At 68.3% G+C, this 24,190-nt stretch carries 20 protein-coding genes and 1 pseudogene; 17 read left to right on the forward strand and 4 right to left on the reverse strand.

Going from position 1 to position 24,190, the window contains the following annotated elements; all coding sequences use genetic code 11:
- The first annotated feature begins 77 nt into the window (after positions 1-77).
- The 5 genes from C7C56_RS26055 (at position 78) to C7C56_RS26075 (ending at position 7,596) form a co-directional block, all read left to right on the forward strand.
- A complete protein-coding gene (locus C7C56_RS26055) occupies positions 78-2,804 on the forward strand; it encodes a right-handed parallel beta-helix repeat-containing protein (protein WP_106760254.1) in 2,727 nt (908 codons plus the stop codon).
- Positions 2,805-3,026: 222 nt separating this feature from the next.
- A complete protein-coding gene (gene fcl / locus C7C56_RS26060; RefSeq protein WP_307719084.1) occupies positions 3,027-3,995 on the forward strand; it encodes a GDP-L-fucose synthase in 969 nt (322 codons plus the stop codon).
- Between the two features lie 483 nt (positions 3,996-4,478).
- On the forward strand, positions 4,479-5,627 hold the full coding sequence (locus C7C56_RS26065) for a nucleotidyltransferase family protein (protein WP_106760256.1): 1,149 nt from the start codon (positions 4,479-4,481) through the stop codon (positions 5,625-5,627).
- Between the two features lie 31 nt (positions 5,628-5,658).
- Positions 5,659-7,077: a mannose-1-phosphate guanylyltransferase/mannose-6-phosphate isomerase gene (locus C7C56_RS26070; RefSeq protein WP_106760257.1), complete on the forward strand. Its 1,419-nt coding sequence runs from the start codon at positions 5,659-5,661 to the stop codon at positions 7,075-7,077.
- Between the two features lie 63 nt (positions 7,078-7,140).
- A complete protein-coding gene (locus C7C56_RS26075) occupies positions 7,141-7,596 on the forward strand; it encodes a hypothetical protein (RefSeq protein ID WP_106760258.1) in 456 nt (151 codons plus the stop codon).
- A 306-nt stretch (positions 7,597-7,902) separates the two neighbouring features.
- Here the strand turns inward: C7C56_RS26075 and C7C56_RS29165 are convergent, their stop codons facing one another.
- The 3 genes from C7C56_RS29165 to C7C56_RS26085 all read right to left on the reverse strand — a co-directional run bounded on the left by C7C56_RS29165 (position 7,903) and on the right by C7C56_RS26085 (position 12,141).
- The gene (locus C7C56_RS29165) at positions 7,903-8,046 is read right to left on the reverse strand and encodes a hypothetical protein (RefSeq protein WP_181373362.1); all 144 of its coding nucleotides are present in this window, start codon (positions 8,044-8,046) and stop codon (positions 7,903-7,905) included.
- A gap of 97 nt (positions 8,047-8,143) precedes the next feature.
- Positions 8,144-11,332, reverse strand: a complete 3,189-nt coding sequence (locus tag C7C56_RS30575; protein ID WP_106760259.1) for a S8 family peptidase — start codon at positions 11,330-11,332, stop codon at positions 8,144-8,146.
- A complete protein-coding gene (locus C7C56_RS26085; protein WP_181373363.1) occupies positions 11,329-12,141 on the reverse strand; it encodes an NF038120 family PEP-CTERM protein in 813 nt (270 codons plus the stop codon). The genes C7C56_RS30575 and C7C56_RS26085 overlap by 4 nt, the downstream gene beginning before the upstream one ends.
- 288 nt (positions 12,142-12,429) lie before the next feature.
- Between C7C56_RS26085 and gspG the strand changes: the two genes are divergently transcribed.
- The 11 genes and pseudogenes from gspG to C7C56_RS26140 all read left to right on the forward strand — a co-directional run bounded on the left by gspG (position 12,430) and on the right by C7C56_RS26140 (position 22,040).
- On the forward strand, positions 12,430-12,885 hold the full coding sequence (gene gspG / locus C7C56_RS26090) for a type II secretion system major pseudopilin GspG (RefSeq protein ID WP_106760261.1): 456 nt from the start codon (positions 12,430-12,432) through the stop codon (positions 12,883-12,885).
- 56 nt (positions 12,886-12,941) lie between these two features.
- Positions 12,942-14,126, forward strand: coding sequence for a type II secretion system F family protein (locus C7C56_RS26095; RefSeq protein ID WP_106760262.1), 1,185 nt, complete (start codon positions 12,942-12,944; stop codon positions 14,124-14,126).
- Positions 14,123-15,845 (forward strand): annotated as a pseudogene (locus C7C56_RS30205) (GspE/PulE family protein). The gene C7C56_RS26095 and the pseudogene C7C56_RS30205 overlap by 4 nt, the downstream one beginning before the upstream one ends.
- Complete coding sequence (locus C7C56_RS26105) at positions 15,826-16,656, forward strand: hypothetical protein (protein ID WP_146204647.1); 831 nt, start codon at positions 15,826-15,828, stop codon at positions 16,654-16,656. Before C7C56_RS30205 ends, C7C56_RS26105 begins: the two are co-directional and overlap by 20 nt.
- 4 nt (positions 16,657-16,660) lie before the next feature.
- Positions 16,661-17,179 carry a PilN domain-containing protein gene (locus C7C56_RS26110; protein WP_106760264.1) on the forward strand — a complete coding sequence of 173 codons (519 nt, stop codon included), beginning with the start codon at positions 16,661-16,663 and terminating at the stop codon, positions 17,177-17,179.
- 2 nt (positions 17,180-17,181) lie between these two features.
- The gene (locus C7C56_RS26115) at positions 17,182-17,733 is read left to right on the forward strand and encodes a hypothetical protein (protein ID WP_106760265.1); all 552 of its coding nucleotides are present in this window, start codon (positions 17,182-17,184) and stop codon (positions 17,731-17,733) included.
- Entirely contained in the window at positions 17,730-18,254 is a 525-nt protein-coding gene (locus C7C56_RS26120; RefSeq protein ID WP_106760266.1) for a secretion system X translation initiation factor, read from the forward strand. Before C7C56_RS26115 ends, C7C56_RS26120 begins: the two co-directional genes overlap by 4 nt.
- 98 nt (positions 18,255-18,352) lie before the next feature.
- Entirely contained in the window at positions 18,353-20,602 is a 2,250-nt protein-coding gene (locus tag C7C56_RS26125) for a secretin GspD/PilQ domain-containing protein (protein WP_181373366.1), read from the forward strand.
- Positions 20,599-21,162 (forward strand): type II secretion system protein, encoded by a 564-nt coding sequence (locus tag C7C56_RS26130; protein WP_109246603.1) that lies wholly within the window; start codon positions 20,599-20,601, stop codon positions 21,160-21,162. Before C7C56_RS26125 ends, C7C56_RS26130 begins: the two co-directional genes overlap by 4 nt.
- 3 nt (positions 21,163-21,165) lie before the next feature.
- Positions 21,166-21,558: a type II secretion system protein gene (locus C7C56_RS26135; protein WP_106760268.1), complete on the forward strand. Its 393-nt coding sequence runs from the start codon at positions 21,166-21,168 to the stop codon at positions 21,556-21,558.
- A complete protein-coding gene (locus tag C7C56_RS26140) occupies positions 21,552-22,040 on the forward strand; it encodes a type II secretion system protein (RefSeq protein ID WP_219933232.1) in 489 nt (162 codons plus the stop codon). The genes C7C56_RS26135 and C7C56_RS26140 overlap by 7 nt, the downstream gene beginning before the upstream one ends.
- Positions 22,041-22,097: 57 nt before the next feature.
- Here C7C56_RS26140 and C7C56_RS26145 read toward each other — a convergent pair whose 3' ends face one another.
- Positions 22,098-23,288: a type II secretion system F family protein gene (locus tag C7C56_RS26145; RefSeq protein WP_106760274.1), complete on the reverse strand. Its 1,191-nt coding sequence runs from the start codon at positions 23,286-23,288 to the stop codon at positions 22,098-22,100.
- Positions 23,289-23,372: 84 nt separating this feature from the next.
- On the opposite strand from C7C56_RS26145, the gene C7C56_RS26150 reads away from it, so the two are divergent.
- Positions 23,373-24,143 carry a lytic transglycosylase domain-containing protein gene (locus tag C7C56_RS26150; RefSeq protein WP_229459010.1) on the forward strand — a complete coding sequence of 257 codons (771 nt, stop codon included), beginning with the start codon at positions 23,373-23,375 and terminating at the stop codon, positions 24,141-24,143.
- The last annotated feature ends 47 nt before the right edge of the window (positions 24,144-24,190 follow it).

The raw sequence follows: 24,190 nt of genomic DNA on the forward strand, positions 1-24,190 counted from the left end.
GGAACATGCATCTCGGAAATTATTTGCTTGTTCCGTGTTTATTCATCACAGAGTTTTTATAATCCGGAGCATGAACAATGACCCCAATCCGCCCCTGCGGCTTTTTCAAACTGGCCGCGGCCGCGACTCTGGCAATCGCACTCGCATCGAGCGGCGCGGCGCGCGCCGACGCCTTCATCCATGTATCGCTCGGCGGCAATGATTCGCACACGGGCGCCAGCGCCACGCCGCCGGCGACGGGCACCGGCGGCCCGGTAAAGACCCTCGCCGAGGCCCAGAGACTGGCGCGCCTGCACCTGGGCGCGATGCGGCTCGGAACCCGTGCGCGCGAGCCGGTGCGGGTGGTGGTGCAGCCGGGCTGGTATGTGCTGACGGCGCCGCTGGCGTTCACCCCGGACGACTCCGGCACCGCGGAGGCGCCCGTGATCTACGAGGCGGCAACGCCGGGCACGGCGGTCATCTCCGGCGGCGTGGGATTGGGCGCGCTGGCCTCGACCGGCCCCCACGTGCGCTTCCAGGCGCCCAACAGCAACATCGACCACATCAAGGCGGCGGGCCAGTTGTACGTCAACGGCAGGCGCGCGACGCTGGCGCGCCAGCCCAACGAGGGCCAGTATTACTTCGTCTCCAAACCGGTGCCGCTTTCGAGCGAACCGGCGCTCGCCTCCGGCCACCACGCGTTCGTCCCGTTCGACAACGCGCAGTCCTTCCTGAACGGCCTGGGCGCGGCCGACAAGGCGCGCGCCGTGGTCGGCGTGATGTCGTCCTGGACCGCCTCGCGCCAGCGCTTCGCCGCCTCGGCGGCGCCGCCCGGCGCGCTCCAGCTGACGCCGCGCAGTCCGCAGGCCTTCCTGTCGCACGGGCTGAGCCAGCGCTTCTTCGTCGAGAACGTCCCGTCCGCGCTCGACGCGGACGGCGAGTGGATCTGGGACGGCGCCGAGATCCGCTACCTGCCTCGGGCCCAGGACGGCGCCGGCGCGCTCAACGCGGTGGTGCCGATGCTCGACCGCCTGGTCAGCATCAAGGGCAACGCGCTCGGTTTCGTCGAGCACCTGCAGTTCAAGGGGCTGACCTTCCGCTACCAGCGCTCGGTGGCGCCGCCGGGCGGCTACGTCGACGGCCAGGGCGCGTTCTGGATCCCGGCCGCGATCGAGGCCGACCTCGCGCGCGCGCTGCTGTTCGAGAGCATCGAGATCTCGCGCACGGGCGGCGCCGGCATCTGGCTGCGCAGCGGCGTGCGCAACAGCACCATCACCGGCTCGCTGTTCCACGACCTCGGCGCCGGCGCGATCAAGATCGGCGAGAACCACAGCGCCGACCCGGCCGGGCAGACCGGCGCCAACCGCGTCGTCGGCAACCGGATCAACGAGATCGGCAGGCTCTATCCGGGCGCCGTCGGCGTGATCATCGCCCAGAGCTTCGACAACGAGGTCTCCTACAACCAGATCTCGAACACCAGCTACACCGGGATCTCGCTCGGCTGGAGTTGGGGCTACGGCAGCGCCACCTCGGGCCGCAACCAGGTCGTCGGCAACCTGCTGTTCAACATCGGCCAGTCGGTGCTCAGCGACCTCGGCGCGATCTACGCGGTGGGCGTCTCGCCCGGCACCGTGATCGCCGAAAACCTGGTGCGCGAGGTGCGCGGCTACAGCGGCTACGGCGCCGGCGCCTGGGGCATCTACCTCGACGAGGGCGCCAGCCAGATCGAGGTCAGGAACAATGTCGTGGTCGACACCGACGGCGGCGGCTTCCACCTCAATTTCGGGCGCGCCAACTACGTGCGCGACAATGTGTTCGCGCGCGGCGTGCAATCGGAGCTGGCGCTCACCCGTAGCGATCCGCTCCAGACCAAGCTCGACTACCGCAACAACCTGGTGATCCCGAACACGCCGCGGCCGATGACCAAATTCGCGATCTCGCCCGACGTCATCTTCACCGCCAACCTGGTTTCGGGCGCCGAGGCGCGCAGCGCGCTCGACATCTCGCAATGCGGCGCCGGCTGCGGCCCCAGCGGCGCGACCCTGAGCACCTCGGCCAGCCCGGCCGGCGTGGCGCTGGCCAACGCCGACGCCACCACCGTGGCCATGGTCCACCGGGTCGCCTCGCGCGCCGGCCGCCTGCCGGCCACCTCGGGCGTGTTGCCGGCGCCCGGCTACCACGCGTTCGACGGCCTCGCGGTGACCACCGAGGCGGCCGTCGCCGTGGCCGCCGAGGCGCCGCCGGTGGCGCTGGCGATCGACCTCGACACCATGGCCGCCGGCGCCACCCGCCCGGCCGGGCTGGCCTACCACCCGGCCACCGACCTCGAGGCGGTGCGGGTCGTCGGCGAGGCCGCGGCGCCGGGCGGCAAATGCCTGCTGTTCGACGACAGCGCCCGTTTCGCCTTCCGCTACGAGCCCTACGTGTCGATGGCGATGAGCTATATGAGCGGGCCGGTGCTCGACCGCTTCGCGCTGCGCTTCGATTCCTCGGCCGTCATGGTGCACGAGTGGCGCGACGACGCCTCGCCCTATCTGGCGGGGCCGGCGTTCAAGATCGCCGCCGGCGGCCTCCATATCAACAACGTCAACGTGGCCAGCCTGATGCCGGGCGCGTGGTACAGCTTCCGCACCGAAGTGGCGTCGATCGGCAGTTCGACCAGCTGGAAGCTGACGGTCACCGACGCCGCCGGCACCGCGCGCGTGTTCGTCAACCTGCCCTTCAAGAGCGCCGGCTTCAAGAAGCTCAAGTGGATGGGCTTCATCTCCGACACTGCCAATGTGTCGCAGTTCTGCATGGCCGACATCAGCGTCGGGCCGGGCTGAACCACGACGCCGCCGGCCGGTCCCGCCCGCGCGCGCGCCGGCGGGATTTTTTTCGCCCGCTTTTTGCCCCTCGTTTTATCGGCGCACGCTTGGCCTGGCGCAGGCCGCGGGGCCGCGCCCGTGCCAACATGCAGCGATTGGCGCGCCCGCGCGCCGCCGGGGAGGGCGCGCCCTTGCCCGCCCGTCCCCCGTCCCCGATGCGCAAACCAATGGAGCCGCCAAGTGAGCACAGCACCCGCCCGTATCTCCGCCCGTATCTACATCGCCGGACACCGCGGCCTGGTCGGCTCGGCCATCATGCGCGTGCTCGCCGGGCGCGGCCACACGCTCGTCACGCGCACCCACGGGCAACTCGAGCTGACCGACCAGGCCGAGGTGCGCCATTTCTTCGCCACCGAACAAATCGACCAGGTCTACCTGGCCGCCGCGCGCGTGGGCGGCATCCACGCCAACAACAGTTATCCGGCCGAATTCATCTACGACAACCTGATGGTGCAGGCCAACGTGGTGCACGAGGCGTGGCGCAACGGCGTGCGCAAACTGCTGTTCCTCGGCTCCTCGTGCATCTACCCGCGCCTGGCGCGGCAACCGATCCGCGAGGAGTACCTCATGGACGGCACGCTCGAGCCGACCAACGAGCCCTACGCGATGGCGAAAATCGCCGGCATCAAGCTGTGCGAGAGCTACAACCGCCAGTACGGCACCGATTACCGCAGCGTGATGCCGACCAACCTGTACGGCCCCGGCGACAACTACGACCCTGAGAACGGCCACGTGATCCCCTCGCTGCTGCGCCGCTTCCACGAGGCGCGCCGCGACGGGCTGGGCGAGGTGCGGATCTGGGGCAGCGGCACGCCGCGCCGCGAGTTCCTTTACGTCGACGACATGGCCAGGGCCAGCGTGCACGTGATGGAACTCGCGCCCGAGACCCACGCCGCGCACACCGGCCCCATGCATTCGCACCTGAACGTCGGCACCGGCAGCGACATCACGATCGCCGAAGTGGCGCGGCTGATCGGCGCCATCGTCGGCTACCAGGGCCGCATCGTGTTCGACCCGAGCAAGCCCGACGGCACCCCGCGCAAGCTGCTCGACGTCTCGCGCCTGGCCGCGCTCGGCTGGCGCGCGCAAACGCCGCTCGAGCAGGGCCTGGCGCAGGCCTACCGGGCCTACCTCGCCACCGAGGCCTGAGAGGCTGAGAGTCTTTCGACCATGCCCGCTCAGCGCGCCCGACAGCGCGCCCTATAGCGCGCTCGTCGTCGCAAATGCCCGCCATGGCCCGGGCCATGGCTGTGCTTTGCGCCTCGATCGGCCGCCTTCTGGCGCGCTGCCCGGGCGCGTCCCAAAAACTCTCGGCCGTTGAGCGCGTTTCCGGCCGCATGGCCTGCGGTGGGCGCCCCTTTTGGCGCAAAGGGCGCCAGAAGGGCGCCCTACAATGTGGCGACACGCGCCGGGCCGATTGCATACAATCGTGCCACGGATTGCTGCCCATCAGCCGCCAGGGCGCGAGCGCGCCTTCGAGCAGGCCAGCGCATGGGCATCCCCAAACACCCGGTTGTGCGCCGGGCGGTTCCGCTCCGGCGCGCGCCGCGGCATGGCGCCGCCACCCGACACCCAGCCTGGTTTTTGGCTCCAACACCAGGCCTCCATATAGGAACTGCAACCATGAAAGCAATGATTCTTGCCGCCGGCAAGGGAACGCGGGTCCGCCCGCTCACCTACGACCTGCCCAAGCCGATGATCCCGATCCTCGGCAAGCCCGTGATGGCCTACCTGATCGAGCACCTCGCGCGCCATGGCGTGACCGAAATCATGGTCAACGTGAGCCACCTGCACGACAAGATCGAAGACTATTTCGGCGAGGGCCACCAGTTCGGCGTCCGGATCGGCTACTCGTTCGAGGGCTACACCAACGACGCCGGCGAGGTCGTGCCGCAGCCGATCGGCTCGGCCGGCGGCATCAAGAAGATCCAGGAGTTCGGCAATTTTTTCGACGACACCACGATCGTGCTGTGCGGCGACGCCCTGATCGACCTCGACTTGGGCGCCGCGCTCGCCGAGCACCGCGCCAAGGGCGCGCTGGCCTCGGTCATCACCAAGGAGGTTCCCTGGGACAAGGTCCCGAGCTACGGCGTGGTCGTCGCCGGCGCCGACGGCCGCATCGAGGCGTTCCAGGAAAAACCGCCGCGCGAGCAGGCCCTGTCCAATTTCGCCAGCACCGGCATCTATATTTTCGAGCCGGCCGTCATCGACCTGATCCCGGCCGGGCGCGTGTTCGACATCGGCGCCGAATTGTTTCCGCTTCTGGCCGAGCGCGCCATGCCGTTCTACGCGCAGACGCGCCCGTTCAACTGGATCGACATCGGCAGCGTCTCGGACTACTGGCAGGTGCTGCAGAACGTGCTCATGGGCGAGGTCGCCCAGCTCGACGTGCCCGGCACCCAGATCCGCGACGGCCTCTGGGTCGGCCTCAACACCCGCATCGACTGGAACGGCACCACCATCCTGGGCCCGGTCTACATCGGCTCGGGCACCCGCGTCGAGGCCGGCGTGACCATCATCGGCCCGAGCTGGATCGGGCATGGCAGCCACATCTGCGAAGGGGCGGTCGTCGAGCGCAGCATTTTGTTCGAATACACGCGCATGTTGGCCAATGTCGTCACGAGCGAGACGATTGTGTTCAAAGATTACAGCGTCGACCGTAACGGCTGCATGCGCCACGTCTCCGAATATTGCGACGGCGAATGGGCCAATGCGCGCGACCGCCGCCACAAGCGGCGTCCCGAACACTCACTCGAACTCGAGGCCGCCGCCGAAAAATAACGCGCCGGCCCGCGCACAAGGGGCATCTCGCATGAAAATCTACCCGGTCATCCTCTCAGGCGGTGCCGGCACCAGGTTGTGGCCCTTGTCGCGCGCGGTGCTGCCCAAGCAGCTGCTGCCGCTGGTGACCGACAATTCCATGTTGCAAGAGACCGCGCTGCGGCTGGCCGGCTGGCCCGGCCTGATGCCCCCGCTCGTCGTCTGCGGCAACGAACACCGCTTCATGGTGGCCGAGCAGATGCGCGAGGTCGGCATCGTCCCTCTCGCGATCGTGCTCGAGCCGGCCGGGCGCAACACGGCGCCGGCGGTGGCGGCGGCGGCCAATTTCCTGCTCGCGCTCGACCCGCAGGCGATCATGCTGGTGCTGCCGGCCGACCACGTCGTCACCGATCCGGCCGCGTTCCGCGCGGTCGTCGCGCTGGCCTCCGTCGCCGTGGCCGAGGGCGCGCTGGCCACCTTCGGCATCGTCCCGACCGGCCCCGAGACCGGCTTCGGCTACATACTTGGGGGCGCGGCCATGGCCACCTTCGAGGGCTGCTTCGAGGTCGCGCGCTTCGTCGAAAAACCCGACCGCGCCACCGCCGAGGGCTTCCTCGCCGCCGGCGGCTATTGCTGGAACAGCGGCATGTTCATGTTCCGCGCCGAGCGCTACCTGTCGGAGCTGGCCATACTGCGCCCGGCGATCCACGGCGCGGCCGAGGCGGCGGTGCGGCTCGGCTACCGCGACCTCGATTTCTGCCGCCTCGACGAGGCCAGCTTCGCCGGCTGCCCGTCCGAGTCGATCGACTACGCCGTCATGGAGCACACCGCGCGCGCGGTGGTGGTGCCGGCCGACATCGGCTGGAGCGACGTCGGCTCTTGGGCCGCGCTGTGGGAGGTGCTGCCGCGCGACGGCGCCGGCAACTGCCAGCGCGGCGACGTCTACCTCGACGGCGTGCGCGATTCGCTGGTGCGCGCCGAGAGCCGCATCGTCGCCATGGTCGGGGTGCGCGACCTGGTCGTGGTCGAAACGCGCGACGCGGTGCTGGTCGCGCACAAAAGCCAGGTCCAGCGCGTCAAGCAGATCGTCGACCATCTCAAGGCCAAGGAGCGCACCGAGCATGTGCACCACACCAGGGTCTACCGGCCGTGGGGCTACTACGAGGGCATCGACGCGGGCGACCGCTTCCAGGTCAAGCGCATCACGGTCAACCCGGGCGAGAAACTCTCGCTGCAGATGCACCACCACCGCGCCGAGCACTGGGTGGTGGTCCGGGGCACGGCGCGCGTGACCTGCGGCGACAAGGTCTGCCTGCTGTCCGAGAACGAATCGACCTACATCCCGATCGGCATGAGCCACCGGCTCGAAAACCCGGGCAAGGTGGCGCTGCATATCATCGAGGTGCAGTCGGGCAGCTATCTGGGCGAGGACGACATCGTCCGCTTCGAAGACGCCTACCAGCGCGCCTGACCAGCGCGCCTGTTCCAATCGCGTGGCGCTTGACCGGCGCGCGCGATCGCGCCACTATGGGCCATGCGCACACTTTCCCTTGTCCTATTTCTCGCCTGCACCGCCTGCGCCGATCCGACCGCGCAGCAGCTTGCAGCCCCCACGCCCGTCTCCTCGCAGGCGCCCGTCGCTTCGCCCGCGCCGCCGCCCCCGCCAATCCCAAAGGCGCCCGTTGCCGGCGCGCCCGCGACGCTCGCGCAAATGCGCGCCGCCGTGGGCGGCGCGGCTTGCACCGCGTCGTCGCAATGCGCCACAATCGCCGTCGGCGCGCGTCCTTGCGGCGGGCCCGAGGCCTACTTCGCCTACTCCAGCGCCACCACCGACGCAGCCAGCCTGCAGGGGCTGGCCGAGCGCTATCGCGCCGAACGCAAGGCCACGCATGTCGCCTCGGGCATGGTGTCCGACTGCCGCCTCATCACCAATCCCGGCGCGCAATGCATGGCCGGCACCTGCCAGCTGGGCTCGGCCGCGACGCGCTAGGAGCCTGTCCGACTTAGGGAGTCGAAGCGAAACGGTCGAGGCAAAAAACGCTGGACGAGGACAGATTTTGACGATTTCGCAGTGCCAATAGCCAGCTATTGGCCGAGAAAGCGGCGAAATATGGACCGTCCAGCACTTTTTGCAGCCGACGATCCTAAGTCCGACAGGCTCCTAGGCGCGCGGTTCGCCTCCCGCAATCCCTCCCGCAATCCCTCCCGCAATCCCTCCCGCAATTTCTCCCGCAATCCATGGGGCGGACGGCGGCCTCGCCGCTTGTCTCGCTGGCGAACGCTGTTGCAAATTGCGCTACCTCCCGACCTGCGCCACCACGCCCCGCACCGCCTTGACCACGGCGTCGGGCTTGGTCTCGTGAATGATTTGGCCCGCGCCCGCGCCCGCGATGGCGCGCACCTCGCCCTTGCCCGATAGCGCGGCGATCTCTTTCTGCATTCTGAGGGTTCTCGGCTCCATGAAAAAAACGCTGCGGGCCCGAAGGCGCGCAGCGTTGGTTTGGGGCCGGCGCGCGCTTAACGCCGGTGCATGGTACTCAATCCCGGCGCTTGGCCCGCGCGCCCGGGTCGAGGTTGCGCCGGCCCAGGCCGGCCGGCGGCAGCGCATCGCTGGTGTCGACCTCGAACACGGTCATGCCCTCGGGCGCGCCGTTGACCAGGTAATGCACCGCGCCCAGATACTCGGCGCCGCTCGCCAGTCCCGCCCAGCTGGCCGAGGCCGACGCGGTGCCGCCGATGAACACACTGGCCGGCAGCGCGACCTTGAAGCCGAAGCCGGTGTCGGCGCCGCCGACGAGCCACTTCGACATCACATAGGTCGACGTGCCGCCGAGCGGATCGAAGCCGACCACGCAGGCGCGGTAGCTGCCCGCCGCCGGCGCCGTCAGCGTGATCTGCTCGTTGGCGCTCGGGCCGCCGCTGTAGCCGGCAACATTGCCGGCCGGGTCGAGCAGGATCAGGTCGAGGTCGTCCTGGGCGGCGGCCTTGTGGCCGCTGGTGTCGGCGTCGGCCAGCTTGATGCGCGCCACCAGCGCGCCCGCCGCCACCACCACGCCGCTGGCGGTCACGCCCGCGCTGCCGCCGGCCCGGCACTCGGCCAGCCCGCCGTCCGGGGCGGCGCTGCGACCGACGCTGCCGGCGTCGCGCCCGGCCGCCTTGAGGCCGCCCTTGAGCGCCCCCAGCTTTCCCGTGAAGCCGGTGCCGACGGTGTAGGCCAGGCTGCCGCTGGCGGCGTCGCTCGACAGGCTGGCCGGCGCGGCCAGGATCGAGGCGCGCGCCGACAGCGGGCTGCGCACCACATGGACGCCGTCGCGCCATTCGAGCGCGCCGTGGCTCCAGGCCCCGATCGGCGCCTTGGTGCGCGTGAGCGTGACGCCGAAGCTGGCGCGCTGGCCGGGCTCGAGCTCGAGCGTGGCCGGCGCGACGCTGACCGTGAAGCCGGGCACCGAGGCCGACGCCGCATAGCTCGCGGCCGCGGCCCCCACGTTGGTGACGCTGCGCTGCAGGGTCAGGCGGCCGAGCACGTTCGAGGCGGTCATCGACGGCAGGTTAAGGTTGTACGGCGCGAGCGCGCCGATGGTGCGGCAGCCGGCCGCCGGGGTGGCGCCGATCCCGCACATGAAGCGGTAATAGTCCTGCGCCGCGAGGTCGTACACCAGTCCCGGGTCGCCGGCGTGGTTGGGCACCACGTGGCCGGCGCCCTGGGCCCAGGGCAGCAGGCCGTTGGCGGCGCCGTCGACGCCGTCGTCGTAGGTGGTCGCGGCGGTGGTCATGAGTGCGGACTTGATCGCGGCCGGCGACCAGCCGGGATGGCGCTGCCTGAGCAGCGCGGCCAGGCCGGCCACGTGCGGGCTCGACATTGAGGTGCCCTGGTAGAAGCTCCAGGCCGATTGCGGCGCCAGCGTGCCGTTTTCGATCGCGTCGCGTTCGGCCTCGGTGTGGGCCGGCGAGACGCCCGCCAAGATGTCGACCCCGGGCGCGGTCAGGTCCGGCTTGAGCACGTTGAGTGTGCTCTGGTTCGGCCCGCGCGACGAGAAACCGGCCATCACGGGCGCCTGCTGGGTGCCGATCTGGATCGAAAAGCGCGACAGCGAGACCGTCGGCGCCGCCGTGGCGGACGCGTACGCGCGCAGCGCCTCGCCATCGGCGGGCGCCACATGCACGGTCGGCACCGCGTGCACCTCGGACACCAGCCCGGCGCCGTTGTCGATCAGGACCATGCCGACCCCGCCGGCTTCGGCCACCGCGCGGCCCTTGTCGACGCGCGCGCTCACGCCGCGCTCGCACAACAACACCTTGCCGGCCACCCGCGCCGGGTCGAGCGCGGCGGCGGCGCTGCCGCCGAAGGCGGCGCGGTCGGCCGCGCTGAAGCAGAAGCGGCGCGCCTGCTGGTCCTGCGCGTTCAGGCCCGCGTAAGGCACCGCGCCCGCGTCGCGCGCGGCCCGCGCCGGCGCGTTGGCCACGGGCGTGGCGTTGAGCGAGGCGCCCGTGTAGCGCGCGCCCGCGCCGGTGGTGACGCTGGCCCCGTTGAAGCGGTTGTGGGTCGAGGCGGCGACCGTGGTCAGCCATGGGCTCACGTGTGCCACCGATCCGGGCTCGCCCGCGTTGCCGGCTGAGGCGGCCACGAACACGCCGGCGTTGGCGGCCCCGAGGAAGGCCAGTTCGACCGGCTCGACGACGCTGTCCTGGGAGCCGCTGATCGAGTAGTTGATCACGTGCACGCCGTCGGCGACGGCGCGCTCGATCGCGGCCACGCTGTCGGAGGTGTAGCAGGCGTTGCGCGAGCCGGTGCCGTCGGGGTTGCCGGCGTCGACGTAGGTCCAGCACACCTTGTAGACGGCCACCCGCGCGCGCGGCGCCATGCCCGAGACGGCGCCCATGGCGACGCCGCCGACGCTGGCGGCGACGTTGGCGTTGCCGCCGGCGGTCGAGGCGGTGTGGGTGCCGTGGCCGCCATGCCCGCTCGGCCCGGCCACCGAGTCGCGCGGCGAGACGAAGTCGGTCCAGTGCAGCGCCCGCCCGCTGGCGTTGAAGCCGGCGTTGAAGTAGCGCGCCCCGATCAGCTTGTTGTTGCAGTGGCCCGCCGCGAAGCCCTCGCCGCTCTGGCACTCGCCGCGCCAGAGCGCCGGCGGCGGCCCGTATGCGAGCACCGTGCCGGGCCCGAAGGCGGGCGTGCCCGACAGGTCGACACGGTCGGCGAAGGCGGGGTTTTCGGGCCACACGCCGCTGTCGACGATGCCGATGACGATGTTCTCGCCGGCGCGCCCGCGCCCGCCGAGCTGGCTCCACAGGCCGTCCGGCTGGTCGAGCCCGAGGAACGCCGGGGTGTAGTTGGACAGCGGCTCGCGCGGCACGTCGGGCGTGATGTTGACCACGCCGGCCACCTTGCGCAGGGCGCGCGCCTCGCGCTCGCTCAGGCGCGCCGAGAAGCCGTTGAACACGAGCCGATAGCTGTGGATCGGCCTGGGCTGGCCGACCGCGCCGAGCACCCGGCTTTGCTGCTGCGCCAGGTACGAGACATAGGTCCGCACCTCGGCGGCGTCGGCCTTGAGCGTGGCGCCGGGCGCGGCCTTGGTGGCGCGCAGGCCGGCCAGGCCGCCGGTGTAGGAGGCGGCCGGCTGGTCGGCCAGCTGCACGATGTACGGGCGGCGCGCGTCCGCCGCGCTGGCGGCGCCGGCGGCGGCGGCCAGCGCGGCCGCGATCAGTGTCAGTGTCAGGCGGTTCATGCGGGCGCTCCCGATGGCGGGGCGGCGCTACGGCGCCGGAACAGGGCCAGCCCGCCGAGGCCGAGCCCGAGCATCAGCCAGCCGGCCGGCTCCGGCACCACGCTCACGCGCAGCTCGTCGATGGCGAACTGGGCCTGGTTCTGGTTGAGCAGGTGGTCGGCGATGCAGGCGCCGGCGCCGTCGTACAGGCAGGCGCTCGCCGTCAGGCTCGACAGGACGGTGTCGCCGAAGGCGCCGGCCAGGCTCCAGTAGCTGAAACCGTAGTTGCCGTTCAGGTCGGGCGGCCCGAAATCCATGCTGGCCGAGACGCTGCCGCCGTCCCGGGCCACGCCGCTGAGCACCAGCTGGCCGCTGCCGGCGCCGGAAAAACCGCCGGCCGGCGCGAGCAGCGCGAAACGCAGCGAGGCGAGCCGGAAGCCGAGCGCGTCGGCGCGGGCGAGGGCGAACACGCCGTCGTTGACGATCGAAAAATAATGGCCGCCGTTGCCGCCCGGGCAGCGCAGGTTCACGCACGCGGACGGATCGGCGCCGTCGATGCGCACCCCGAGCAGGCCGTAGTCGGCCGGATCGGCCGTCGGATGGTTGAGCACGCGCATCGTGAAGCCGGACTCGCGCAGGGCGTCGCCCGTGTTGTAGTTGGTTTCGCCGGCGCCGAGCTGGGGCGTGACGACGTTGGCGACGGTCTCGAACGTGAGCACGGCGGCGGCGGCGCCCGGGGCGGCCAGCAGCGGCAGCGCGCCCAGCACGGCGGCGCGCAGCAGCCTGGCCGCCGCGCCGCGGGCGCGGCTGGGATGGGAAGGTCGGTTCATGATGGGCCCTTGGTCCAGTGGTTGATCGGGGGGATTCATGCACCCGAGTCTGCTACCCATGGGGCGCGCACCCTAGGATGTTGGACAACATTGCGCGGCGGCGCGGCCGGCGCCGGCGGCCCGGTTTGCGCCAGCGCAAGGGCGCGCCGGCGATCCGTGGTGGATTTTCCCAAATGCAAAGAATGGCCGTCTTACATAGGCAAAATCGCAAAGAAAAGTTGGCGGGGGCGGGGGCGGCGTGGTAGCCTTGGCTCGCGCAAATTACCCTCAAGCACAGGAGTCGTTCCAATGTACGCAGTCAGCAACGCAGCGAACCATGTCGCGCCGGACGCGCGCCCGCGCCAGGCCGGGTTCACCCTGCTCGAACTCCTGGTCGTGATCGTCATCATCGGCCTGCTGGCGGCCTACGTCGGCCCCAAATACTTCGCCCAGCTGGGCAAATCGGAGGTGACGGTGGCGCGCGCCCAGATCGAGGCGTTCGAAAAGTCGCTCGAGATCTACCTGCTCGACGTCGGGCGCTACCCGAGCACCGAGGAGGGGCTCGGCGCGCTGCTGGCCGCGCCGGCCGCCGCCGGCGCCAAATGGAAGGGCCCCTACCTCAAAAAGAGCGTGCCGCTCGACCCGTGGGGGCAACCGTACAGCTACCGCTCGCCCGGCGCCAAGGGCGAATTCGAGATCGGCTCGACCGGCAAGGATGGCCAGCCCGGCGGCACCGGCGAGGCCGCCGACATCGGCTCGCAATAACGCGACCGACCCCCGACCGACCCCCGAGCGCCGCCCCGGCCCCCCTTAAAGGCACCATGCAGTACGCCGTCCGCACCCTCGCGCCCGACCTGTCGATCGCCACCCTGGTCGTCGACGCCCGCGACGAGGCCGACGTGCGCCGGCAGCTCGCCGCGCGCGGCCTGTTCGTCTCGGCGCTCGAGCCGGTCGGCGCCGGCGCGCGCCGCCGCGGCGGGCCCAGGCTGTCGCTGGTGCTGCTCAGCCAGGAGTTGCTGGCGCTGCTGACGGCCGGCCTGGGCATCGTCGAGGCGCTCGAGGCGCTGCTCGAGAAGGAGGCCGCTCCGGGCACCCGCGGCGTGCTCGAACGCCTGCTCGGCGGCCTGCGCGAGGGCAAGCGCTTCTCCAGCGTGCTGGCCGAGCAGCCCGACCTGTTCCCGCCGCTGTTCGTGGGCATCGTGCGCGCCGCCGAGGGCACCAGCGACCTGCCGCGCTCGCTGGCGCGCTACATCGACTACCAGCAGCGCATCGACGCCGTGCGCGGCAAACTGGTCAGCGCGGCGATCTATCCGGCCATCCTGCTGCTCGTCGGCGGCGGCGTGAGCCTGTTCCTGATCACCTACGTGGTGCCGCGCTTCGCCGAGGTCTACCAGGGCGCCGGGCGCGACCTGCCGTGGATGTCGCAGATGCTGCTTGGATGGGGCCAGTTCGCCAGCCGGCACGGCAGCTGGCTGCTGGCCGGCGCCGCCGGCCTCGGCGCGGGCGCGTTCTTCGGCCTGCGCCACCTGCTGCGCAGCGGCGCCGCCGCGAGCGCGCTCGCGCGCCTGCCCGGCATCGGCGAGCGCGTGCGCATCTATGAATTGTCGCGCCTGTACCTGACGCTGGGCATGCTCAGCGAGGGCGGCATCACCATCGTCAACGCGATCGACACGGTGCGGGAGATGGTCTCGCCGGCGGTGCGCCTCAAGCTGGCCGCCGCGCGCGCGGCGGTCGAATCGGGCCAGCCGCTGTCGTCGGCGTTCGAGGCCAACGGCCTGACCACCCCGATCTCGCTGCGCATGTTGCGGGTCGGCGAGCGCACCGGCGACATGGGGCCGATGCTGACCCAGTCGGCGGCCTTCTACGACGGCGAGATCGGCCGCGCGATCGAGCGCTTCACGCGCACCTTCGAGCCGCTCCTCATGGCCGCCATCGGGCTCGTCGTGGGCGCCATCGTGGTGCTGCTGTACATGCCCATTTTCGACCTTGCCGGAGACATGTCATGAGCGAAACCGGTCCCGTCGCCGCCGGCGCGGCCCCGGCCACCGCGGCGCCCATCGACCCGGCCCTGCTGGCCGCCGCGCGCGCGCGCAGCGCCGCCTCGCGGCGCCCGCTGGTGGCCGAACTCGAGGCCTTGAGCGGGATCGACCCGCGCCTGATCGTGCAGTCGCTGGCGGCCCCGTTCGGCCTGTCGGTGATGGAGACGGCCGACATGCTCGGCCAGAGCCCGGCCTTCGATCTGCTGCCGCTGGCGCAGGCGCTGGCGCGCCACTGCGTGCTGCTGCGCGCCGGCGGCGCGCTGACCGGCGTGGTCGCCGACCCTTTCGACCTCGACCTGCAGACCTGGCTCGGCACGCGCGCCAGGGCCACCCCGGGCGCACCGCTGCGCGTGCGCCTGGCGCTGCAGTCCGACATCCAGGCCTACCTGTCCAAGCAGGAGGAGTCGGCGCGCGCGGTCGACACGCTGGTGGCCGGCACCGGCGAAGCCCGGCGCGACGGCAAGACCGCCGCCGTGCTCTCGTTCGCGTCGGTGTCGGAGGCGGCCAGCCCGGCCGTCAAGCTGGTCAACTCGACCCTGTACGACGCGCTCAAGGCGGGCGCCTCCGACATCCACCTCGAGAGCACGGCCGGCGGGCTGGCCGTCAAGTACCGCGTCGACGGCGTGCTCGACCACGCCACCTCGGTCAACGGCATCGAGCTCGCCGAGCACATCATCTCGCGCCTGAAGGTGCTCGCCGAACTCGACATCGCCGAGCGGCGCGTGCCGCAGGACGGCAGCTTCCGGGTCGAGTCGGGCGGGCGCGAGATCGATCTGCGGGTGTCGATCATGCCCAGCATCCACGGCGAGGACGCGGTGATCCGGATTCTCGACAAGCGCGCCATGGTCGAGGCCTACGGCGCCCTCACGCTCGAGGCGCTCGGCTTCGACGCGCCCTCGCTGGTGTCGCTGCGCGCGGCTATCGGCCGAACCGCATGGCATGCTGCTCGTGACCGGCCCGACCGGCTCGGGCAAGACCACCACCCTGTACGCGGCGCTCACCGAGATCCACAACGGGCGCGAGAAGATCATCACGATCGAGGACCCGGTCGAGTACCAGCTGCCCGGCATCTTGCAGATCCCGGTCAACGAGAAGAAGGGCCTGACCTTCGCCAAGGGCCTGCGCTCGATCCTGCGGCACGACCCCGACAAGATCATGGTCGGCGAGATCCGCGACCGCGAAACGGCCGAGATCGCGGTGCAGTCGGCGCTCACCGGCCACCTCGTGCTCACCACCGTCCACGCCAACAATGTGTTCGACGTGTTCGGCCGCTTCACCCACATGGGGATCGACCCGTATGCCTTCGTCTCGGCCCTCAACGGCATCTGGGCCCAGCGCCTGTTGCGCCTTTGCTGTACCCACTGTGCAGTGTTATGTACGCCGAACGCCGAGCTGCTTGCCGAGTCGGGCCTGTCCGTCGGCGGCATCGTTGATTGGCGCCTGGTCGAGAGTGCCGGCTGCGAGCACTGCCGCGGCACCGGGTATCGCGGACGCACGGCAATCGCCGAGATGTTGATTCTGGACGACGAGATCCGCCAGTTGATCGTCGAACGCCAGCCCGTGAGCCGCCTGAAGGAAATGGCGCGCGCCAAAGGCACCCACTTCCTGCGTGAATCGGCGCTCAATCTGGCGCGCCAGGGACGCACCACGCTCAAGGAGGTCAATCGTGTTACGTTTGTGGCGTGATAAGTACTGCGTGGTGCTATGCCCGGACCGGCTGGAGGCGATCCGGCGCAGGGGACGCGCGTGCAGCGCGGTCGAACTAAAGTTTGCCCAAGCGCTGGTTCCCTCGATGGACGGGCCTCCATGGCGGGCCGCTGTCGAAGGGTTGCGCCGCTTCCTAGAGATGCCGGAAATCGGCAAGGGAGAGCTCGGCATCGTCTTGTCCAACCACTTCGTGCGCTATCTGCTGATCCCATGGAACGATCAGATCGCAAGCGAGGAAGAATTTCGCAACTACGCGGCAGCCGCGTTCGAAGAAGTCTATGGCGAAGCGGGCGCCGGATGGGAGGTGAGCGTGTCGGCGGAACGGCCGGGCTCGCCGCGCCTGGCGGCGGCGCTAGACCGGCAATTGCTCGAGGCCATCCGCGCAACGCTGGCCAACACGTGCGTGCGGCTTACCTTGGTCCAGCCTTACTTGATGGCGGCCTTTAACCGGGTAGTCAGGCCGCGGCATGACGAAGACCTCGTTTTCATGCTGGTCGAGGCTGGTCGAGCCTGCATCCTGGTGGCCCAGGGCGGGAAGTGGTGCCATGTAAGCGCCGCGGCGGTGCCCCAGGATCCGGCCGCGCTGTCGTCGTTGCTTGAGCGCGAAATCCAGTTGGCCGACCTGCCGGGGGAATCCGTGCCGCCGGTCGTCGTGCATGCCGCACATCTGCGCGGGCTGACCTTGGCACCGGTCCATGGGGTGGCGCCGCGTATGCTCGAATCGCGGCCTCTGGCCGGCCTTGCGCAGGTGGGCGGCGCGGCCTGCGAACTGGCCGCTGCGCTGGCGTAGCCCGATGCGTACCCTCTCCCTCGATTTCGAACACAAGGCCGGCGCAGCCACGCTCGGCCACGGGCTGCTCGCCGTCGGCGCCCTGGCGGCGGCACTGGTGGGGGGCGCTCAAGCGATGCTGTCCCGGGACCTTGCGCGCTACGCCACGCCCGCCTCCGACGCCCCGGCTGGAGGCGGGCCGAGCAAAGCATTGCCGGCGGGCGCCATCGCTTCGGAAACTGCGGCGCTTGAGGGCGCGCGCGCGGTCGTGGGCCACCTGTCCGGTCCAAGAGAAAAGCTGTTCAGAACGCTGGAAACCCTCGATGCGCCCGATGTTGCATTGCTGGCGATCGCGCCCAGTTCGCAAAAGCGCACAGTGCGCATTTCTGGGGAGGCGAGGACCTTTGGCGCCATGCTTTCCTACTTTAGCCAATTGCAGCAAAGCCGCACGTTCGACGACGTGGTGCTGGTCGAGCACGAAATCTTGAACGACGATCCGCAACGGCCGCTGCGTTTCAGCCTGTCGGCAAGATGGGGGCAGTAGCCATGTCAATGAGCCGCTTGATGTTTTCTCATTTCGTGCACAAACTCGGGACGCCAGGCGTGGCCGGGATCGTGCTGCTTGCCTTCAGTTTGGCGCTGGCGTTGTCCACGCTGTTGCCGTCATGGCATGAGCGCGATCGGCTCCGCGCTGGCGCTGCGGTGGCGCGGGACGTCGAGCGCAGAAATGGTGCGCGGGTAGCGCTGCCCGATTATTCGCCCGCGGCCCAATTGCGGGCGTTCTACGCGGTCTTCCCGTTATCGGCCGAGGCTCCGGTGGCTTTCTCGCTGGTGTACGCTGCCGCCGAGGAAGCAAACCTGGACTTGCTGCGCGGCGAATATACGCGCACGACCGACTGGCCAACCGGTCTCGTGCTCTATCACATGACACTGCCAGTACGCGCCAGTTACTCCCAGGTCCGGCACTTCGTGGCTGCGGCACTGAAGGCGGTACCCACGCTCGCTTTGGACGAACTGAGCTTCGAGCGCCCGAAGATTTTCGAGACCCAGGTGCAGGCGCGCATCCGTTTCACGCTGTATCTGAAGCTGCCATCATGAAGACGGCGACGCGGGCCCGGTTGTTTTGGATCCTGATCATCGCGGGGGCGGGGCTCGCGGCGGCCGCCTATGAGGCCGGTGGAAAGCAAGAGACAAGCAGCGCGAATCGCGCACGCCGCGCCCCGGTCGCAAGCGCCCTTGTGCAGCAGCGGCCGGCAAGGCCGGCGCTGCTGCAGGAGCTGGAGGCGCTGCAAGTGGGGCGTGCGCAGACACCTGCCGCGGAATTGTTCGGCGCGAAATCATGGTATGTCGCGCCCCCGCCGGCGCCGCCGCCGCCGCCGGTGCAAGCTGCGCCGGTTCAACCGAGCGCGCCCCCCTTGCCCTTCACTTTCATGGGTAAATTGGTCGAGGCGGAGCGGCTTACTGTATTTCTTGTCAAGCAAGAGCGCGTTTACATGGCATCGGAGGGCGACGTTATCGACGACACATATAAATTGGAAAAAATCGAACCGGGGCGATTGACGCTGCTCTATCTTCCGCTCAAAACGGTCCATACGCTCGTCGTGGGAGAATCTCAATGAAGTGCGGGAGGACGGTGCGATGTGCATTGCGCTGCTGCGCGGTCGCGGCGACGCTCTTGCTTGGCGCGTGCGCCGGCCAAGCGTTGAACCGCGAGGGCTTGGCGCTGATCGAGCAAGGAAGCTATGAGCAGGGCTTGAAGAAGCTCGAGCAAGCGGCAAAAATGGATGCGGGCGACCTTCGTCTCAAGATGAGCCTGCTCAACAACCGCGAGCGCGTGCTGGCGCAGATTCTGGCCGGGGCCGACAGCGCGCGCGCGGCCAGCAATCTGCCCGAGGCCGAGGCCAGCTACCGCAGTGCTCTGGCGATCGCCCCCGGCGATCCGCGGGCCGTCGAGGGTTTGCGTCTGCTTGAAAAGCGCGACCTGCACGGCGAGATGGCGCTCCAGGCCCACGCTGCGCTCAAGAACGGAGACCTGGAGCAGGCCGAAAGCATGGCCTTGAAGGTTTTGACGGTCAATCCTACGCACCGGCTCGCGCAAGACATACGGGCCCAAGTCGAGCGGGCGCGCGCCACCGACAGCGTGATTCCGCCGCAGCTCAAATCGCGCCTCACCAAGCCGGTGAGTCTGGAATTTCGCGATGCCAACCTAAAGATGGTGTTCGATGTCCTTTCCCGCGCCAGTGGCATCAATTTCATTCTCGACAAAGAGATCAGGAGCGATACCAAAATCACGATCTATGTGCGCAATGTGGCGGTGGAAGATGCGATCGACCTGACGCTGGTCCAGAGCCAGCTCGAGAAAAAAGTGTTGTCGGATAATTCCGTGCTGATTTACCCGAATACCCCGCAAAAGGTGCGCGAATATCAGGACCTCATCATTCGCAGCTTCTATCTTGTCAACAGCGATGCCAAACAGACCGCTAGCGTGCTCAAGGACCTTCTCAAGATCAAGGACATGCACGTCGACGAGCGCCTGAACCTGATTTCCATGCGCGATACGCCCGACACCATCCGCCTGGCCGAAAAACTGATCAGGACCCACGATCTGGCCGATCCGGAAGTGGTGCTCGAGATGGAGGTGCTTGAGATTAACCGCACCCGGGCTCTGGAACTGGGGGTGAGCTGGCCCGACACATTCACCTGGCTGGTGCCGGGCGTGAACGGCATCACGCTCAATGACCTGCCGTTTCGCCAGCATACCAGCGGGGCCCGGATCGGCGCCAATGCCAGCGTGCTGTTGAGAATGCGGCAAGACAGCAGCATCGCCAACGTGATTTCGAATCCGCGCATCCGGGTCAAGAATCGCGACAAGGCGAAAATCCTGGTCGGCGACCGGGTGCCGATCATCACGGCCACCGTCACGCCCGGCGCGACCAACCCAGTCACCACCGAGAGCATTTCCTATCTGGATGTGGGTTTGAAGCTGGAAGCCGAGCCGGTCATCCTGCTCGACGACGATGTGTCGATCAAGGTAACGCTCGAAGTGAGCACGCTCGGCGACTCGGTGACGACCCGTTCCGGTTCGCTCGCCTACCGGGTCGGGACCCGCACCATTGCCACCTCGTTGCGCTTGAAGGATGGCGAAACCCAGGTCTTGATGGGACTGATCCGGGACGAGGAGCGCAATACCGCGAGCGGCGTGCCGGGATTGATGGATCTGCCGGTGCTGGGGCGTTTGTTTTCTCTTCCGAGAAACGAAAAGCAGAAAACCGAGATCGTGCTGTCGATTACGCCGCGCATCGTGCGCAACCTGATACGGCCTGATGCGCACGAGATGCAATTCTGGTCCGGGACCGACATCAGCATGAAGGCCAGGCGGCCGGTCCTGCAAAGCGTGGCTGCCACTGCCACTGCCACTGCCACTGGCGCTGGGACGGCGCCGCAGGCGCCGGCACTTGCGCAAGATCCGGTGCCCGCCCAATACGCGGCGCAGTCGGCGGCCCTCGCGCCCGTAGCGCCGGCGCCAGCGCCAGCGCTGGGCCCGGTCCAGCCACTCCAACTGAGCTGGCAGGCCCCACCCAGTGCGCGCGTGGACGAGCAATTTTTGGTGGCAATGATCGCGCTTGCGCCATCGCCGCTGGTCAGCGCGGCGCTGGCGCTCAAATTCGACCCGGCGGCGCTGGAGGTGGTGAAAGTGGAGGAGGGCGACTTGCTCAAGCGAGCCAATGCTGAGACCCGCTTTAACCACACGATCGATGCGATGGGCGGCCGGTTGGCGCTGGGGATCGCCCACCCGGGACTGGAAGGCGTGCAGGGGCAGGGGCGCTTGTTCAACGTCACCTTCCGGGTCAAGGCTGCATCCCCGGCATCGCAGATCATGTTGAACAGCATGTCGCCATTGGGCCCGAGCGACGTGCCTATCGTGTTCAGCGTGACCGGCCCGCTATCGATTGCGTTGCAGCCATGACAAGCCCGAGCTTCCCGCTGACCTTCCGTTTGACCAGCGCCCGCCAGTCGTACGCAGGAAACTGCGTTGGCGCCGGTCGCGCGCTGCTCCGGGCCGTGCGCGGCTTCATGCTGGTGGAGCTATTGGTCACGGTAACGATCGTGGCGGTGCTCGCCAGCATCGCGCTGCCGCTCGCCGAGCTGGCCGTCAGGCGCCAAAAAGAACAGGCCCTGCACGCCGCCCTGCGCCAGATCCGCAGCGCCATCGATACCTATAAACTGGCCGGCGATCAGGGGGCGATCCGCAAGCGCGCGGACCAATCCGGCTACCCGGATTCGCTCGACGCGCTGGAAGGCGGGGTGGACGACGCGCGCAGCCCGGAGCGCGCAAAGATGTACTTCCTGCGCCGCTTGCCGAGGGATCCCCTGTATCCGGACGCCCAGGCGCCTGCCGCCGACACCTGGGGGAAACGCAGCTATGCGAGCCCGCCCGACGCGCCGCGCGAGGGCACCGACGTGTATGACGTGTATTCGCTCGCACCGGGCGCCGGTCTCAATGGCGTCCCTTACAACGAGTGGTGAGCGATGGATTCAGGGACGAAAAACAAGCGTGGGTTCGGTTTCACACTGATCGAGCTGCTGGTGGTCATGAGCATCATCGCGCTGCTACTGGCGCTGGCGGTGCCGCGCTATTTTCACAGCGTGACCCGGGCCAAGGAAGCGGTGCTCAAGGAAAATCTGGCGCTGATTCGCGATGCGCTCGACAAGCACTATGCCGACACGGGCGCCTATCCGGCCAGCATGGAAGTACTGGTTGCCAAGCGCTACTTGCGCAAGCTGCCGGAAGATCCGTTGACCGAGAGCGCAAGCACCTGGATCCCGATCGCTCCCGAGCGCCCGGGACAGGGCGGCATGTTCGACGTGCAAAGCGGCGCGCCCGGCACCTCTCTCACCGGCGAAGAGTACCGCACATGGTAAGCATCCGATTGCCTGTTGATCCGATTGGGCGCCAGCGCGGCCTGACCTATATCGCGCTGCTACTGGTGATCGCGCTGCATGGCGCGCTGTTGGCGGCGGCCGGTTCAGTCTGGCACACCGCGCAAAAGCGCGAGAAGGAGCGCCAGCTGCTATTCATCGGTGACCAATTCCGGCGCGCGATTCGCTCGTATGCCCAAAGCGGCCCGGGAATCAAGGGCCAGCTTCCCAAAACGCTCGACGAACTGTTGCTCGACCCGCGTTTTCCGGGGGTAAAGCGGCACTTGCGCAAGATATTTGTCGACCCGGTGACCTGGAACAAGGAGTGGGGATTGGTGAAAACGCCAGACGCGACGGCCATCATCGGCGTCTACAGTCTGTCGGATGAGGCGCCCCTGAAGACGGCCAATTTCCAGCCTCCCGACCAGGCGTTCGAGGGTGCCGCCACGTACGCAGACTGGAAGTTTGTGTACAAGCCACAATGACGGGGCTTGACTTCAATTGCAGTTTCATAGGGTTCGGCCGGACTGCAAGCATGGCGTTTACTGGATACTGCCGGCAAGCTCAAAGATCGGCAGATACATGAGCACCACGATGATGCCGATGAGCACGCCAATGACCGTCATCAGGATCGGCTCAAACAACTTGACGAACCAATCGACCCAGCGCGCCATTTCTTCATCATAGAAATCGGCGGCCCGTTCCAGCATCTGTCCCAAATTCCCGGAGCGCTCGCCGGCGCGCAGCAATTTCAAGGCAATCGGCGTGGTCAGATTGCTCTCTTCCAGCGCGTGCGAGAGAGAATGGCCTTCGCTCACGTGCACCGACACTTGCCGCAGGCGCTCGCGCATGGCCCCTTTCAGCAACCCTTGCACCATGTCCAGCGCAGCGATGATGGGTATGCCGCCCTGCAGCGTCATTCCCAGCGAACGATAAAAGCGCGCCAGCTGATACAGGAAGATGCGCTCGCGGATGCCCGGCAGGCGCGCCAGCGTCCGGCCCAGTTGCTCGCGCAGGCCTGGCTGTCGCAACGCGAACCAGCACAGCGCGATCGCGCCGCATGCGCCGATGGCAAGCGCTGCTTGGTGCGCGGCCAGAAATCGGCCCCACAACATCAGCATCTGCGACAACCAAGGCAGCGGGCGCTCGATTCCTTCGTAGACCACGCTAAATTTCGGCACCACGTAACCGAGCAGAAACAGCATGACCGCCGTTCCCACGGTCAGCAGCAAGGCCGGGTAGATCGAGGCGCTGGCGATGCTCTTTTTAACCTGGTCGATCTGCACCTGGTAGGCGATAAAGCGCGATAGCGTCTCGGCCAGCTCGCCGGTGCGTTCGCTCGAGCGCACCAGCGCGACGTAGAGATTGGGGAAGGCCGAGGGCGCCTGACCCAGGGCCTGGGAAAACGAGCGCCCTTCATGCAGGGCGCGCTTGATGTCGTCCAGCACCCTCTTGTGCTGGGGCTGCTGTTCCTTGTCGGCCAGGCTCTCGAGCGTGTCGATCAGAGACAAGCCTGCCCGCAGCAAGGTCGCCAATTCCTGGGTAAACAGCAGCAGCGGAAAAGCCGGCTCGCGCCGATGCCGCGCGGGGAGCCAGTTTTGTTGCGCGGCGATGGAGAGCACATGCATGCCCTGCGCGCGCGCGATCCGCATCGCATCGGCCTGACTCGGCGCGTCGAGTACCGCCTCGACAATGCCGGCCGGCTTGCGCACTGCCTTTATATGGAAGCGCACGACGCCCTCGCGCGCTGGCAATGAGCCGAAAAAGCGTTGACATTCATAGAAGCAATGCTACCGCCTTCGCAGCGGCATGCGTTGATGCTCGCCAAACATCAAGACATTGACATTTCTCTAACGGTAACGCCAACGCCGGTGGATCATATGCGGGCGGCGAGTTGCCGTGCTTTGGCCGGATCCACCATTGCCTCTATTCCTATGAAGACAAAGATCACGTTTCGCCCCGGAAGGATCGGTCGCCTTGCCATTGTCACGCTGTGCACTGCGTACGGCGTCGGCTCGCTTGGAGTTGCACCGCCCGCATGCGCCGATAATATCTACATGCGTACCGATCCGGAAGGCGTGCAGTATTTCACCAATGTGCCGAGCGACTCAGGCTACCAGCTCGCGCTCACAGCAAGCGAATCCAGAACAGCGCCGCCGATCGTGTCGAGTGCGCGCCGTGACCGCGACCGCGGCCGTGAGCGCCACGCGCTGGTGGTTTCGCACGCTGCGGCGGACACCGGGCTTCCGGAGAGCCTGCTGCATGCAGTGATCAAGGCCGAGTCAAACTACAATGCGAACGCGGTTTCACCCAGAGGCGCAGTCGGTCTGATGCAGCTGATGCCGGAAACCGCGCGTCGCTACGGCGCCCTCGATGCGCGCGATCCGGCCGCCAACGTGCTCGCTGGGGCGCGTTATCTCAAGAAGCTGCTCACACTGTTCGACGCCGATCTTACCCTGGCCCTGGCCGCCTACAATGCCGGCCCGGCCGCGGTAGTGCGCAGCCGGCGCGCGGTGCCGCCTTATGCCGAGACGCGGCGCTACGTGCCGCGCGTGCTGGAATTGTACCGGCGCGATGGGGCGCCATAAGCGGCTCCCGTTTGGGCATGGTCGCAGCAATTCTCAATTCAGATTTT

Source organism: Massilia glaciei (genome assembly GCF_003011895.2).
Lineage (GTDB): Bacteria > Pseudomonadota > Gammaproteobacteria > Burkholderiales > Burkholderiaceae_D > Telluria_A > Telluria_A glaciei.